Below are 15813 nucleotides of genomic sequence, written 5' to 3'. Positions count from 1 at the left end.
TTTGTGTGTATTAGTTGGTATAATTCTGCAAATTTAACGTTTTTTAACGTATCAAAGTCATATGAATGTGATTTAATATCAATTTTATCACTTATTCGTTTTTTTATTGGTGTGCCAAGTTGTTATAATACAAAAGTATTACTACAAAGCGACAAAACCTGTCGTATTAAATTTATAGAATATCAATATTTATTTGGATTGTGAAATATTTTATTATTAACCGATATATTTTCGTATTATAATGGATATCAACACCTAAATAACCATAAGTCATTATATTGGGGGGATAAGCTATATGTTATAAAAAAGTCTTTAAAACTATTATTTTAAAGACTTTTTGCTGCCACATGAAATCCCATTCTTTAGAAATAATTGTTTGCTTAAAAGTTAATATCTCGAAATCACCACCCAGGCTGAACCGGTACTTTGCACCACAATTGCTCTTCCCCAATCACTGTTATTCAAACCATAATTGGTAAAATTGCCCCCGTTAATCCTAAAACTTCCATTAATAGTAACATTTCCAGCTGTATCATTGACCAAATTATAAACTTTCCCTTGATTGGCTGCAGTTGCAGCCGGAAGTGAAATATCTCCTGTAACAAGGATGGTGTAATCATCTGGTGCAACAGCTCCTGAAGACAGTGTTCTTATTTTTGCATTTAAAGATGAAGCATCTCTCCAGGATAACGTTCCAGCCCCGTCTGTCGCTAAAACCTGACTGGCCTGGCCGCTCGTTCTTGGAAAAGTATAATTTCCCTGAGGTGCACCGGATGCATCTTTATAAGAAAAACTAACTCCTTTAAGCTTTTCAAGGGTAATATCCGTTGATGCTGTCCCAGCTCCATTATGGCTCAGGGTAAGATTACTGATACTTCCATTGCTTATCCCCCAAATGGAAGCGCTTATACTTTGATCCAGATTATTTGAGACTAAGGCAAAAGAGCCACCGGTAGACTCTGAGAAAGCAGCAATACTTCCCCCTCCTAATCCATTATTGGATTGTAAAGTGCTTATTCCCGGTCTTGTCATCACTACACTTGTATTTGTAGCAGCAGAAAGATCACTATTATCTGAATAATAGAAACCATTCCCTACCCCCAAAAGATTAGTATCTATACCAAAGTAATTGCTGCCGGTTCCATATTGAGCTTTCATATCACCTTTCACTTCAAACTGTCTGTCAGATACAGCATCAGCAGGAGTAAATCCAATCCCTACCTTTCCATTTTGATAAATATTTTGATTATTAGAGACCGCAGGATTGGCAGTATTTTGTAAATTCCATGGAACTGCAGAAATTCCAGTATTTAGCTTTACCCATTTATTCAAATCCCCGTTAAAATAGTAATATCCAGCGGTGCTTACATCAGCAGTTTGTCCATTTAAGGCCCCGGCAGCGGTCACATATACCAACGCTCCAGTTTGTAAAGGTGTATAAGTTTTGAGATTCAATTGATCACCTGTAATCCTAGGCGCAATAATTCCATCAAATTTTAAGATATCGGTCGGATTCCCCGCTACATCCAGCGTAGCATTTGGAAGATCTGTATTCACTCCCACTTGGGCAAAACTAAATGACCCTACCAATAATAGGGCAGGAAATAATTTTTTTAACATAACGTATTTGTTTTTTCTCAACAAATATATAATTAATTTAAATATTATATCATTTTACAAATTGATTTATAAAAATATCTATAAAAAAAGACAGCTTTCACAGCTGTCTTCGCAATATTATGTTAAGTTTACAATTACTTTAAATCAAATCTATCAGAATTCATCACTTTAACCCAGGCGGAAACAAAATCATTTACAAATTTTCTCTGGGCATCGGAACTGGCATACACTTCCGCAATCGCTCTCAATTCAGAATTGGAACCGAATACAAGATCTGCGCGGGTAGCGGTCCATTTTGGCTGTCCTGTGAACCTATCTGTGCCCATATACAGTTCCTGATCTTCCGAAATAGCTTTCCATTGCGTTCCCATGTCGAGAAGATTAACAAAAAAGTCATTGGTAAGTACTCCCGGACGGTTGGTAAACACCCCGTGTTTTGATCCGTCAAAATTCGTATCCAATGCGCGCATTCCGCCTATAAGCACGGTAAGTTCAGGCGCTGTTAAGGTTAAAAGCTGTGCCTTATCAATCAGTAAGGATTCTGTAGATACACTGAATTTCTTTATCAGATAGTTACGGAATCCATCTGCTGCAGGCTCCAGATAGCTCATGGATTCTATATCGGTCTGTTCCTGTGAAGCATCCATTCTTCCGGGTGCAAAAGGAACTTTGATATCATGCCCTGCTTCTTTTGCAGCTTTTTCAACTCCTACACTCCCTGCAAGAACAATTACATCCGCCAATGATACTTTTTTATTGACAATTTGAGTGTTGTTGAATTCTTTTTGAATGTTTTCTAAAACTCCTAAAACTTTCTGAAGCTGAACGGGGTTATTTACCTCCCAGTCTTTTTGTGGAGCCAGTCTTATTCTTGCTCCGTTGGCACCACCGCGTTTATCGCTTCCTCTAAATGTAGATGCAGAAGCCCATGCAGTAGATACTAATTCTGAAACACTTAATCCTGAATTTAATATTTTCTCCTTTAAGGTCTCAATATCTGCATCATCAATCAGCTCATGATCAACCTGAGGAATAGGATCCTGCCAAATCAGTTCTTCCTGGGGAACGTCCGGCCCAAGATATCTCGCTTTGGGGCCCATGTCTCTATGGGTAAGCTTAAACCAAGCTCTCGAGAAGGCATCTGCAAATGCATCCGGATTTTCATAGAAATGTCTTGATATTTTTTCATACACAGGATCCATCCTTAAGGAAAGATCTGTTGTCAACATCGTAGGTCTGTGCTTTTTTGACGGATCAAAGGCATCAGGAATGATTTCTGCTCCGTCTTTGGCTACCCATTGGTGAGCTCCGGCAGGGCTTTTGGTGAGCTCCCATTCATTTTCAAATAAATTCTTAAAAAAATAATTACTCCATTCGGTTGGTGTTTCCGTCCATGTTACTTCCAGACCGCTGGAAATAGCATCTGCCCCTTTTCCTGATTTATAAGTGCTGCTCCATCCTAATCCCTGAAGTTCAATTCCTGCTGCTTCCGGTTCTTTTCCTACATTATCGGCAGGGCCGGCCCCATGAGTTTTTCCAAAAGTATGTCCACCGGCAATTAAAGCAACGGTTTCTTCATCATTCATTGCCATGCGTCCGAATGTATCACGGATATCTTTGGCTGCTGCAATAGGATCAGGATTTCCGTCCGGACCTTCTGGATTCACGTAAATAAGTCCCATCTGCACGGCAGCAAGGGGTTTTTCAAGGTTTCTGGAGTGAATATCACCATCTGCATCATCATCAGTAGGAAGCACTCCGTGTTTTTCAGGTACTCCTTCTGAACCGTGAGCATAGCGCAGGTCTCCTCCCAGCCATGTTTTTTCCGAACCCCAGTAAACATCCATATCCGGTTCCCAAACATCTTCACGACCTCCTGCAAAACCAAATGTTTTAAAGCCCATAGACTCTAAAGCAATATTCCCGGTAAGGACCAAAAGATCTGCCCATGAGATTTTATTTCCATATTTCTGCTTGATGGGCCACAGCAATCTTCTGGCTTTATCCAAACTCACATTATCCGGCCAGCTGTTCAGTGGAGCAAAACGCTGCTGTCCTGCACCGGCTCCTCCTCTTCCGTCCCCAACACGGTAGGTACCGGCACTGTGCCATGCCATACGGATAAACAGAGGTCCATAATGACCAAAATCGGCAGGCCACCAGTCCTGAGAATCTGTCATTAATGCATGGAGATCTCTTTTTACAGCATCGAGGTCGAGGCTCTTAAATGCTTCAGCATAATCAAAGTCTTTATCCATGGGGTCTGAAAGGGGTGAATGCTGGCGCAGGATATCAACTCTAAGCTGATCAGGCCACCAGTCAAGATTTTTGGTTCCTCCGCCTGCTACGGCTTCTTTTTTCATTTCCCCGTTGTGAAACGGGCATTTACTGATGTCATTTAAATCATTTTCCATTGTCGTTTAATTTTTTATGTTGATTAATACAGTTTTCTTTAAGACAAGACAAACTTACAAAGTTTACTTTATAAATATAATCTATTAATATTTATTTGGATAATAGTTAAAAACTATAATTAACTCAATTTTAACAATCGTTTGAAAGCAGGATATTAAAATCCAAAATAATGCAATTAAGTTAATAAAAATTCAAGAACAGATGTATACAAAGCAAAACTAAGTCGCCATATTTAGAATGATTCAAATAAGCATTTTATATTTTGATAATCAGTTCATTCGATTTAATAAAATTTGATTATTTTTATAGTTTAAGAATATAATTGATATGAAAAAAATTCTGGTTGTTCTGCTTGTTGCATTTATTATTATACAGTTTTTTCCGGTCGACAAGACCAATCCAGCCCCTACGCCTGGCATGGATTTCCTGAAGATAAAAAAAACACCGGAGCCTATTGCAAAAATCATCAGAACTTCCTGCTATGACTGCCATTCCAATGAAACGGAATATCCGTGGTATGCAAGTATTTCACCGGCTTCATGGTTTGTTAAAAATCATATAGAGGAAGGCCGAAAACATTTAAATTTTTCTACCTTTGCTACGTACGAATCTAAAAGGCAGGCTCATAAACTGGAAGAATGTATAGAGATGATTGAGAAGAAAGAAATGCCTTTGGAATCCTATTATATAGGACATCAGGATGCTAAACTGACGGATGCACAGCGTAGGGAACTGGTAAAATATTTCAAAAAAGAGAAAGAAGAAACCGAAAGGAAAATGTTATTTTAAAATCAATATCATGCTAGAGAACTGGAAAGACAAATATATTGTATTTTTTGACGGCGAATGTGGCGTCTGTAATTTTTGGGTGCAATGGGTTCTCGAACGGGATAAGAATGACCGGTTTATGTTTGCCTCACTACAATCTGATTTCGGGCAGAAATTCCTGAATGAAAGAGGTCTTGAATCAAAAGTATTCAATACACTGTATCTCTGGAAACCAGGACAGTATTATTATACGAAATCGCGGGCAGTATTACAGATCGCGAATGTTTTGGGTGGTGTTTATAGGCTGTCGGCTGTTGGAAAACTTCTTCCTGCATTTTTAAGTGATCAGGTGTATGATCTTGTTTCGAGAAACAGGATGAAGCTAGCGAATCAGAAGTGTTTTCTTCCGGATCTTGAGCAAAAGAAGAAATTTATTGAGGTTTAAGGTTTTCTAATTTTACCCACAGATTTCACGGATTTTTACAGAAGACTGCGGTTGTGATGTATTATGATTTTGGCTAAAACCAATTGATTTTTCTTAAAACGACAAACGGGATAAAGCCCGCTCCTATTGAATATTTTTTCTATCATAAATAAAAAAGCAAGGATAAACTACCCTTGCTTCTTGCTTTTATATCGTTAAAAATTTTATTGGTTCAATGACCATATTGAATAACTGTTTGGCGGAGCCTGAATTTTCACCCATTTATCTCCCTGCGTTGTTGGATACCATCCGGAATGACCTGTAAAATCTTTTATCTGTTTGCTGCTCCAGTTGGTCTCTACCCATCTTTCCTGCCAGCTTGATGAATTATTGATATAAACCACCAGGCCGGGATTCCCGTTATAGCCGTTACGTCTTGCAATATATTCATCATTATCCGTGTAGAGTATGGAAGTGGTTCCCGTAGCTTTATTATTATGAATCCAAATCAGATTATTAAGCCTTTCTTTGTTTAACCACTCTTCGTAGTCACGGTAAAAAATGGTAGGATAACCTTCGTGAGTAAGAATGTAAGCATACGCCTGCATCTTATTGTTAATAATATCGGTATCATGATTGGCCACGAAAGTCACGGCTTTGTAAGGGTTTCTTTTCCACATCATGTCGTCATTCAGAATATTTAAATTCCCGTTATCAAAAGCTTCATCCATTTTATAATATGCCGCAAAATCGAAAACGGAGCTATTGGCATTATTAGCCCACCATTCTAGGGTATTTACATTGGAATCCCAGAGTTCACCAACGGAAAATCCACCTACATTGGAATTCCAGTTATTGACAACCCAAGGCCCGAAGCCTTTGACATAATCAAATCTCCATCCGTCAAATTTCATAACATTCTTATAATACTTCCCTACAGAATCGTCTCTTCCCCACAGCCAGTCCTGCACATAGGGATTGGCATGGCAGAGATCCGGAAACCCTCCGAAAGCGCCTTCATCATTATTCCCATAAGAATTTTTGTAAAAGTCATGATAGCTTCGCTGAAATTTCCCGGAAGCAACTCCTGAAAAGTCTGTCCAGGTATTCGTTCCGGTGAAAGGATTAGCCTGAGACTGTCCGCCACTGTTATGATTGATGACAATATCCGCATACACCTGCATATTTTCTGCATGGGCTTTTGTAATCAATGCTTCCAGCTCGGTCCGGGATCCAAAACGGGTTTCTACACTTCCGTTCTGGTTAAAATTTCCAAAATCATAGTAATCTGTCGGGTCATATCCCATAGAGTAAGCTCCGTTCTGAGCTTTTGATGCAGGCGGAAGCCATACTGCACTAATTCCGGAATCCGACCAGGCTGTCAGCTTATCTTTTACAGTATTCCACCACGTTCCACCTTCGGGAACATCCCAGTAGAATCCCTGCATCATAACTCCACCTCCGGGACCTGATACAAATTTCCCTGCCGCAGATCCGCCTCCGGTACTGAAGGGACGCCCGTCATGATTGGTGACATTTACAGTCTTATTATGAACTTCTTCTTTCCGAAGACTTTCATTATCGTTTTCATCACTATTCTGACAGGAACTTAAAAATGCTAAGGCCAGCATCGAAACTAAGAAATGTGTTTTTTTCATACGTGTATTTTAATTATTAATCTATTAACTAAATTACAATTTTATTGAAACAAAATCTAAAAAACATATAAAAAATTCATTTTCACCAAAACATTCTTGTTAATGGCTTAAATAAAATTTTCATTAAAAAATCATAAACTTTTAATAATTTCAAAGCAATTTTTCTTTTAATCCATATATTTGCATACTATGGAATACAATACCCAAAAAACTCAGCTTCATATGCCGGAATATGGCAGAATCATACAGCAGCTGGTTGAACGTTGCAAAGAGCTCCCTACCAAAGAGGAAAGGAGTGAAATGGCTATGGCCATTATTGATTTTATGGGTCAGAGAAACCCTCAGCTCCGTGACGAAGAAAATTATAAGCATAAACTTTGGGATCATCTTTTCATTTTAGCGGAATATGATCTTGATGTGGATTCACCATACCCTTTCCCTACCAGAGAACAGCTTGCCGAAAAGCCTAAAAGAATGGAATACCCTAAACTTCAGGGAGATTTTAAATTCTACGGAAAAAGTATTCTTCAGCTGATAGAGAAAGCTATTGAACTGGAGCCTGGTGACGAAAAGGAAGCCCTGATCGAAGTAATTGCCAACAACATGAAGAAATCTTATAATGTATATAATAAGGAACATGTAACGGATGACGTTATTTTCCGTCACCTGAAGGAGCTTTCTGAAAACAGACTTGATCTTACCGGGATAGAATCTCTGGAAAAGAGCAAGATCTACTATAGCAGCAATAACAACAGCAGAAATAACAGTAACAGCGGCAGAAGCAGCAACAGTAATAACAACAATAATAATAAAAACCAAACCAATAAGAGAAGGCATAACAACAACCATAAAAACAGAAAGTAATGAGTGGAACATTTCAGATAAGAGGAGGGAAAAGACTGCATGGTGAAATCACTCCACAAGGGGCAAAAAATGAAGCCCTGCAAATTTTATGTGCTGTCCTGTTAACAGATGAGGAGGTAAGAATTAAAAATATTCCGGACATTCATGATGTAAACAGACTGATTGAAATTCTCGGTGATTTTGGGGTTAAGGTAACCAAAAATGGTCAAGGCGATTTCACATTTAAAGCCGATAAGGTGAATTTCGATTATATTAAGTCTGACGAATTTAAAAAAGACGGTGCCAAACTAAGGGGGTCTATTATGCTGATGGGTCCTATGCTTGCCCGTTATGGTGAAGCGTATATGCCGACCCCGGGAGGCGACAAGATAGGAAGAAGAAGATTAGATACTCATTTTCAGGGACTTGTAGAACTTGGCGCTGAATTCAACTATGATGAAGATGAATATTTCTATTCATTAAAGGCTAAGGAATTGAGAGGGAAATTTATCCTTTTGGAAGAGGCTTCCGTAACAGGAACTGCAAATATTGTAATGGCTGCCACTCTTGCCAAAGGAAAAACAAGAATTTATAATGCTGCCTGCGAACCTTATCTTCAGCAACTGTGTAAAATGCTGAACAGAATGGGTGCCAATATTTCCGGGATCGGTTCCAACCTGGTAACGATTGAAGGGGTTGAATATCTTCACGGTACGGAACACACGATGCTTCCGGATATGGTAGAGATCGGATCATGGATAGGTCTTGCTGCCATGACTAAATCTGAGATCACTATTAAAAATGTCAACTGGAGCCAGCTTGGCGTTATCCCTAACACTTTCAGAAAATTAGGCATCGAGCTTGAGCAAAGCAATGACGATATATTCATTCCTGCCCAGGAAAATTATAAGATTCAGAAATTCATCGACGGATCTATCCTTACCATTTCAGATGCTCCATGGCCTGGATTTACACCGGATTTATTATCGATTATCCTGGTAGTAGCCACCCAGGCGAAAGGAAGCCTTCTTGTTCACCAGAAAATGTTTGAATCAAGACTATTCTTTGTGGATAAACTGATTGATATGGGAGCACAGATTATCCTATGTGATCCGCACAGAGCTACAGTAATCGGACTGAACCAGGAAGCTCCGTTGAGAGGAACTACCATGGTTTCTCCGGATATCAGAGCGGGAAATGCCCTTCTTATCGCAGCGCTTTCTGCAGAAGGAAAATCCATTATCCACAATATTGAACAAATTGACAGAGGTTATGAGAATATTGACGGAAGACTAAAAGCCATTGGGGCGGATATTGAAAGGATTTAGAATATATTCTATCGTAATAAAAAAGCGTTCAAAAATTAATTTGAACGCTTTTATTTTTATAGCTTTTGGTTACCAGCCTCCGCCACCTCCGCCTCCGCCTCCACCGCCGGAGAATCCACCACCACCGGAACCACTGCTTGAGCTGGACGGTTTGGTAGATGCAGACTGTATAGATTGGGTAAGGCTTGAGTTCAGGGTATTGGCAAAAGCATGATGATTCATTACGCCACCGTAGTACCAGGTATTTTGATATTCTGCTGCTGTTTTTTTAAGCAGTTCATCAAACTTCCGCCCCCAGATCTGATCCACCCCCATGACCATGGCAAAAGGCAGAAGAGTTTCAAAAACCTGTGGGGTCAGCTGTGGGGGATTGTGAAACTTCAGCTGTTCATTCTCTGCTGCTCCCATATACATTTTGAAGCCGCTTATCAGGGATTGTTTTCTCAGCTTTTCTTTAGATGGCTGTTTGATTAAATACTGATAAACAATCATTACAGAAAATGAAAGAACATAGAAAATATAGCAGGCATTGAAATTGAGGTTTTCAATACCGCCTCCGCCAGCAGAAATAATTCCTCCAATTCCAAGGATAATAACAATGGGAAGCGGAATCAAAAATTTCCAGGAAGCATTCCTGAACAAAAATGTTATTAAAACAAATGCAATGAAAAGAACAATATACAAAACTACCCCCATTAAAATTCTTTCAATTTCCGGTAGCAAACTATAGCTTATAAATAATCCGAGGCCGTAAACAATAGTAATTACAAGCCATGGAAGCACCAGCTTTTTCTTATTATTTCCTTCATTCAAAAAATCATCATGCTGAAAGCTCAATGTTCCTTTGAAATTCTGAACCGCGGTTTCAATTTTAGAGTTATATTTCCCATCAAACTTTACGGAATCTTCGGATTCTGAAAAAAGGCTGTTCATCAGGTTGATTTCTTCTTTCGGAAGAGTTTCATCTGCCGGTTTCAGCTTCTTCAACGTAAAGGTTTTCGTATTGAAAAACCCCAGAAGACCAGAATCTTCACCTTCCACAATCTTTATATATCCTTTTACAGCAAGGCTGACCACTGCAGCCGTCAGGTATTTATTTTTAAAGCTTTCAGAATTAATATATCCCAGGGAAGCCGGCGAAAGATTTTCCGGAACATTGAATTGCGGGTAAACGGTAGGGGATTCAGGATCTATCCCGTATTTCACCCATGTTGAATAAAGATACAAAAGCAATACCATGAATACGATACTTACCGCAATCAAAATACCATATTTTTCAAGGAAAGTAGGTGGCGGAGGCGGTATCATAATTCCTTTTTTGAAACCCACCGCAATGGTAAGGCCTTCATTAGTGCGAAGACCTGAAGCACCCCATTCTATGGACTGATCTGACAACAGCTTGACAGTACAGTTCTGGCTGTTGCTGCCATAAGCTCCTGTATAGCAAGAATTCTGAATAATCCCGGCTCCGGCAGGAAGGTTCACTTTCGCAGAAATAGTATCTACATCGAAATCCCAGTAGGTCCCGTTTACATTCCAGTAAAATTCGTCATACTCCGGAAAGAAACCGATCTGGTTCTCTGTTTTATATTTTATTTCATAGTCGTAGGTTCCGGGATCCAGGATAACATCTTTATTTCCGGCATATATTTTTAGGTAGCCATCTTCTTTCTCTTCATGATAATCTTCCTCCTCTCCGTTTTTTTTCACTGAAATAATATGATATCTTACTTTCTGGGTTTTATTGTTCAGATTTCTGGATAAAGGAAGTGCGCGAAAAATCCCTCTTTTAATATTATCTCCGAGACTGTAGACTTTAATATTTTCGGTAACGGTAATGCCTGAATTCTCATCCACGTCAATATCCGAGTGAAAGGATATAATTTTTTCAGGCCCCAAAATGGACAACGGGTCTGTCCGCTCCAAATCATTCTGGGCAAAGGCTATGAAAAAAAACTGAAGAAAGAAAAGCTGCAGCAACTTTTTCATTTCTCAGAATTTTACGGTTGGAACTTGCCTTTCTGCAATATTTTCAAGCTCGAAGAAAGGTGATTTCTCAAACTTGTACATATTGGCGATGATGTTGCTTGGGAAAGATTCAACCAACGTATTGTTTTCACGGACAGTTCCGTTATAATATCTTCTGGATTTCTCCACATCATTCTCGATAGAGGTAATCTCGCTCTGCAACTGCTGAAAGTTGGTATTGGCTTTCAGATCAGGATACTGTTCCGCTACGGCAAACAAATTCATCATAGCCTGATTCAGATTTTTTTCTGCAGCTTCTTTAGCCTGAACCGAATCTGCTCCTACAGCCTGGGTTCTGGCTCTTATCACACTGTCAAGTGTTTCCCGTTCATGGATTGCATAGCCTTTTACAGTTTCCACAAGGTTAGGGATAAGGTCATGGCGCTTCTTAAGCATAACATCAATACTGCTCCAGGCCTCCTGGACCAGATTTTTCAATTTTACCAGGCGGTTGTAGATGGATACTGCATAAATAAGGAATACTGCAATTAAAGCAATGATAATAACTATAGTCATAATTTTTTATGTTTGTATTCATTAAAAATACTGTTTTTTTTGAATCGGAAATAAAATTAAGAATACAATATATTCATTTTTAAATTATTAGAAGAGCTACAATAAAAAAAGCATGCGATAAAAAACCGGATGCTTTGTTGTAATTAAAACTATATGAATCTCCTTTAAAAATACTTACGGCAGTTATATTCCACCATGGTATTTAAAAGCTTATTTTTATTCAGGTAAAATTCCAGCTGCTGGTAATCTTCTGAATTAACGTTAATATATAATTGTACTGAACCAAAACTGTTTCCGTTCACATATTCTACATTAGCAGAAAGCACCTTGTGGCAGATCCCAAACTGATTATAGACAGCGTTCATTAAATGCTCAAATTTCATTTTGCCATTTAACTCTATTTCCAGTATCAGTTCTTTTTTAGGCAGGCTAATTGTGTTGGGTAAAACCTGCAGCGTAGGATTAGATGTAATCATCACTAAACAATTTTTTGGTTAAACATTTTCTTAGATCATGGCTGCTTTTGCATTAAATCTTTGACAAAAATATAAAAAAATATTAGTCTACCAAATTAGTGGACTAATATTTTTAATTTTAACTAAATTCTTTTAGCTTAATACCGGAACAACTATCTCATCAAATTTCCCGCAATTATCCTGGGTTTAAAAAAATACCCCTAAGAATAAATAGTCTTTCGGGGCAACTTTATACTTTATACTTTATACTTTATACTTTATACTTTATACTTTATACTTTATACTTTATCCATATTCACAACTCTCCTATTCTTTCAAGCCTTTCTGAAGCGGCCAGTCCATTGGGATTACACCCCAGCTCACCTTCAGGGACTTTCAGATTCTTCTTTTTGTAAAATTCTATCCAGAAATCATTGGTTTTACCCGTTTTTGGATCAATGAATGTCATAGGTTCCAGCTTGAATATATGGTCGTCCCTGAATGCTCTTTCTATATAATCTGAACAGTAATAAGAATTTTCATCCAGGATATAATACAAGTTATAAGGTTTCCCTACCATAGATTCTGCTTTTTTAAGGGCATTGGGAATAGAGGTCCGGTATTCCGGTTTGAGACGGTAGATTATCACTTTCTGGCCGTCATCAGCCTGATCTGCGAGAAAAGATTTCAGGTCTTGCTTTTGGGAACCGCCTTTGGGAGCTGCATGCAGTACATACCAGTGATTGTTTTCTTTTTCTACAATTCCTATATGATCAAATGATGCCTCTTTCTGTTTTTGTGTCACATTATTAATCGCTCCTGATAATCCGGTTTCTTTAGCAGTCACAAAAAGCAGATCCCCGTTCTTCAGCTTCCCGGATTTAGCTTGAGGGGCACATTGCTGCAATAACAAAATCACAGCGAGGAAAAAGGTATAGGCTAGAGCTTGAGGAATTTTTTGAAACAGATCTTTTTTAAATTTAATCATAGTATTTTTTATTGCCGGGCACAATCAGGATTTACAAATTATTAAGCTATTTTTCTTTCGAAACAGATTCTTTACCTTTCTTAAACTGTGTTTCATAGGTATTAATCCAGTCTTCAACCGTTATTTTTTTACTGACCTCGGCAATGAGCTCAAAAGGAATATCATCCATTTTTTTGAACCTTACACAGGATTTCCCCATATCGAGCTTTCTTTTTGAATGTTTTGGATATTCGGTTACAAACCAATTTAACAGCTCGGGATCTGCATAAATACCCATGTGATAGAATGCAATAAAATTTTTCTGGGAAGCCAGAGCCATAAATGGTAATGGCGTACCCGGCACGCAATGGTAGCCAGCCGGATAAGTTTCGAGGGGAACGCCCCAACCAACCATGCCGTAGCTGATATTTTCACGGAAGCCTTTTGGCAGGTTATCGTTTATGGTATCAAATAATCTTTTGAATACTTCCTGCCTTTCTTCAGGAATTTTGGAGATATAATCGGTTATAGAATCCGCTGGAATTTGCATTTTCAGTACGTTTTAATTTCTCCCAAAATAACAAAATTTATGAATACCATAACCGAAAATTTAATCCACAAAAAGCAGCAGTACATCAATGCACTGCCGCTCAACTTTATTGACATTAAAAAAAATTATTTTTTGACAGCCTTCACGGTAGACTGTGACCCGTCTTTGAAGTAGATTATAACAAAATACAGACCTGCATTCAGTGTGCTCAGATCAAGCTCTTTCACAGCACCTGTGACCGTTTTTACGGCTCTTCCGGAAGAATCTCCTACCGTTACAGATTTCACTTCTCTATTATCTAAGATATAAAGAATATTTTTGAACGGATTCGGATGAACCGCAACTTTCTTAATACCGTCTTTCACTTCTGAAGTACTCAGCTGCGCACTCTCAACAGTAAAATTATCTACATAAAAATTATAGTCAGGGGCATCGTTCACTGTTCCGTCTGTTCCGTAAAATGCAAATACGGTATTGGCGCTATTATATCCTGTTAAAGTATAAACATATTGGGTTGAGGTATTGGTCGGCGCGTTAGCCTGATTCCATGTTTCTAAAACAGTCCATGTCGTTCCGCCATCATTGGATACCAAAAACTGAATTATATCATCAGATCCCATCGGCGAAGCACTGGTACTGAGATAAGCCGCTACACCATAATCAAATTTAATTTTATATGTTCCAGCAGAAAGATCAAAAGGCACTGTTTTTAGCCAGCCTGTTCTGCCTGCTGAATATAAATTGATCGTTGCTGATCCTCCGGAACCGGTGCCTAAAAATCCACCCGATGCCCAATAAGAAGTTATTCCTGTAGGTCCTGTAGCAGGTGTCCCGCCGGAAAGTCCACTGGTCCAGCACGTTCCAGGAAAGGTGCTGAAATCATTAGTATAGGTAGGAACCACCGAACCACACAAAGTGGTAAACGTTCCTGATAATGACCAGCTGCTTTGAGACGTTGCCGTGTTGCAATTGCTTCTTACCCAATAATAATAAACCGTACTTGCCGATAAAGACGGGATGGTAAAAGAAGTTCCCGTAACTCCAGAATGGTTAGGCACGGTTGCGGCTGTAGGCGCTGTATTGCTGGTGCTGTAATAAACATCATAGCTTACCGCCTGAACACTGGCAGGTATTGTCCATGAAACCTGAGCAGAATTTGAGGTAAGCGTACCTACAGGCTGAAGCGTCGGCGCCACACAGTCTGTATAAGCATCGGCTGAAAAAGCAAAAACATTTGCGATTCCTGTACCGCCAACTTTGGTTACCGTAATACTTTGAATAGGTTTGGTCTGATTGGCTGCATCGATGGTTAAAGCAGACTGGTACAGTCTGGGATTGGAAGAATTAGGCTCTAAAACATTATTGCTTCTGTTGATTCGTCCGATTCCCTGTATGGCATAATTTGACCCGCCATACCAATCAGAGATCGCTACACCAGAAAATGTCTGGGAAGTATTGTCCGTAAAATTAACTGTTACATTAACTGTACATGCCCCACTTCCACCAGTTGAAAGCATATAGATTTTGAAAGCCGCCGCCGGAGTTACAAATGTAAGTGTTCCGGCATTACTGCCGGCAGTATTGCTTGAAATTTTTAAGGAATTGTTTCCGGACAGATCGCCAAGCATGAAGCTCAACCCTGGTGTAGAAGCCACGGCTGAATTAATGATCCCATTAACCGGAAGCCCATAGGTAAGCGGAGTACTGCTGGAAGTAAGTTGAAAATCTCTAGCTACAAAAGCAAAAGACACTCCGTCTACATCTTCTGTAGTGGATGTCATTGCCGAACCTACACCGTTGGCGATTACATCTGCCGTATATCCGGACTGGACAGGCATCGTCTGAAAGTTTTGGGCACTCATCATTACTGCCGCAAAAAGAGCCATAACAGATAGAGCTCTAACTGGTAAATTTGTTTTCATAATTATTTTTTATTATCGCTTAAATTTAATAAAAAAATCAAAACAAAGCTTAAATTTTTATTAAATAACCAAAAATTAATCAATAATTTTAAATTATACATATTTAATTTATATGAAAACATAAATTCCTGACCAAATACTTTATTCACATTTTAATATATTATTTTAACAATTTCAGTTCATTTTGACCAATAATCCATTTCAAACCGTTAATATTTTAATAAACTGATAGCCAATATCAAGCATACATAAAAAGGATTACAATTGTGATCGACATAACAAGCAACAATCAATTTTAATTCACTGATTTTCAAAACAA

13 protein-coding genes are annotated in these 15813 nt (G+C 38.7%); 4 read left to right on the top strand and 9 right to left on the bottom strand.

The features are described from left to right. Positions 1-387: 387 nt before the first annotated feature. Positions 388-1620 (bottom strand): autotransporter outer membrane beta-barrel domain-containing protein, encoded by a 1233-nt coding sequence (locus tag DRF60_RS14815; RefSeq protein ID WP_116012791.1) that lies wholly within the window; start codon positions 1618-1620, stop codon positions 388-390. 134 nt (positions 1621-1754) lie between these two features. Then, entirely contained in the window at positions 1755-4034 is a 2280-nt protein-coding gene (gene katG / locus DRF60_RS14810) for a catalase/peroxidase HPI (RefSeq protein WP_116012790.1), read from the bottom strand. 328 nt (positions 4035-4362) lie between these two features. On the opposite strand from katG, the gene DRF60_RS14805 reads away from it, so the two are divergent. Both DRF60_RS14805 and DRF60_RS14800 read left to right on the top strand, forming a co-directional pair. Continuing rightward, complete coding sequence (locus DRF60_RS14805) at positions 4363-4824, top strand: heme-binding domain-containing protein (RefSeq protein ID WP_116012789.1); 462 nt, start codon at positions 4363-4365, stop codon at positions 4822-4824. Positions 4825-4834: 10 nt separating this feature from the next. Then, complete coding sequence (locus DRF60_RS14800) at positions 4835-5248, top strand: thiol-disulfide oxidoreductase DCC family protein (RefSeq protein ID WP_116012788.1); 414 nt, start codon at positions 4835-4837, stop codon at positions 5246-5248. Positions 5249-5451: 203 nt separating this feature from the next. Here DRF60_RS14800 and DRF60_RS14795 read toward each other — a convergent pair whose 3' ends face one another. After that, the gene (locus tag DRF60_RS14795; RefSeq protein ID WP_116012787.1) at positions 5452-6885 is read right to left on the bottom strand and encodes an alpha-amylase; all 1434 of its coding nucleotides are present in this window, start codon (positions 6883-6885) and stop codon (positions 5452-5454) included. Between the two features lie 189 nt (positions 6886-7074). Here DRF60_RS14795 and DRF60_RS14790 point away from each other — a divergent pair, with 189 nt between their 5' ends. Next, positions 7075-7749 carry a DUF4290 domain-containing protein gene (locus DRF60_RS14790; protein ID WP_116012786.1) on the top strand — a complete coding sequence of 225 codons (675 nt, stop codon included), beginning with the start codon at positions 7075-7077 and terminating at the stop codon, positions 7747-7749. Continuing rightward, on the top strand, positions 7749-9056 hold the full coding sequence (murA, locus tag DRF60_RS14785) for a UDP-N-acetylglucosamine 1-carboxyvinyltransferase (RefSeq protein ID WP_116012785.1): 1308 nt from the start codon (positions 7749-7751) through the stop codon (positions 9054-9056). Before DRF60_RS14790 ends, murA begins: the two co-directional genes overlap by 1 nt. A 69-nt stretch (positions 9057-9125) precedes the next feature. On the opposite strand, the gene DRF60_RS14780 is transcribed toward murA, so the two are convergent. The 6 genes from DRF60_RS14780 to DRF60_RS14755 form a co-directional block, all read right to left on the bottom strand. Further along, positions 9126-11045: a DUF2207 domain-containing protein gene (locus DRF60_RS14780; RefSeq protein ID WP_116012784.1), complete on the bottom strand. Its 1920-nt coding sequence runs from the start codon at positions 11043-11045 to the stop codon at positions 9126-9128. Between the two features lie 3 nt (positions 11046-11048). Beyond that, positions 11049-11600 (bottom strand): LemA family protein, encoded by a 552-nt coding sequence (locus DRF60_RS14775; RefSeq protein ID WP_167443738.1) that lies wholly within the window; start codon positions 11598-11600, stop codon positions 11049-11051. Positions 11601-11764: 164 nt separating this feature from the next. Next, entirely contained in the window at positions 11765-12076 is a 312-nt protein-coding gene (locus tag DRF60_RS14770) for an NIL domain-containing protein (protein WP_116012782.1), read from the bottom strand. A 295-nt stretch (positions 12077-12371) separates the two neighbouring features. Next, positions 12372-13043, bottom strand: coding sequence for a YiiX/YebB-like N1pC/P60 family cysteine hydrolase (locus DRF60_RS14765; protein WP_116012781.1), 672 nt, complete (start codon positions 13041-13043; stop codon positions 12372-12374). A gap of 46 nt (positions 13044-13089) precedes the next feature. Then, positions 13090-13572 (bottom strand): DUF1801 domain-containing protein, encoded by a 483-nt coding sequence (locus tag DRF60_RS14760; RefSeq protein WP_116012780.1) that lies wholly within the window; start codon positions 13570-13572, stop codon positions 13090-13092. A 125-nt stretch (positions 13573-13697) separates the two neighbouring features. Beyond that, on the bottom strand, positions 13698-15494 hold the full coding sequence (locus DRF60_RS14755) for a T9SS type A sorting domain-containing protein (RefSeq protein WP_116012779.1): 1797 nt from the start codon (positions 15492-15494) through the stop codon (positions 13698-13700). Positions 15495-15813: the final 319 nt, after the last annotated feature.

This window comes from Chryseobacterium elymi (genome assembly GCF_003385495.1).
Taxonomy (GTDB): Bacteria; Bacteroidota; Bacteroidia; order Flavobacteriales; family Weeksellaceae; genus Chryseobacterium; species Chryseobacterium elymi.
Note: the sequence above shows the minus strand (reverse complement) of the source record. Positions and strands in the feature narration are given on the sequence as shown.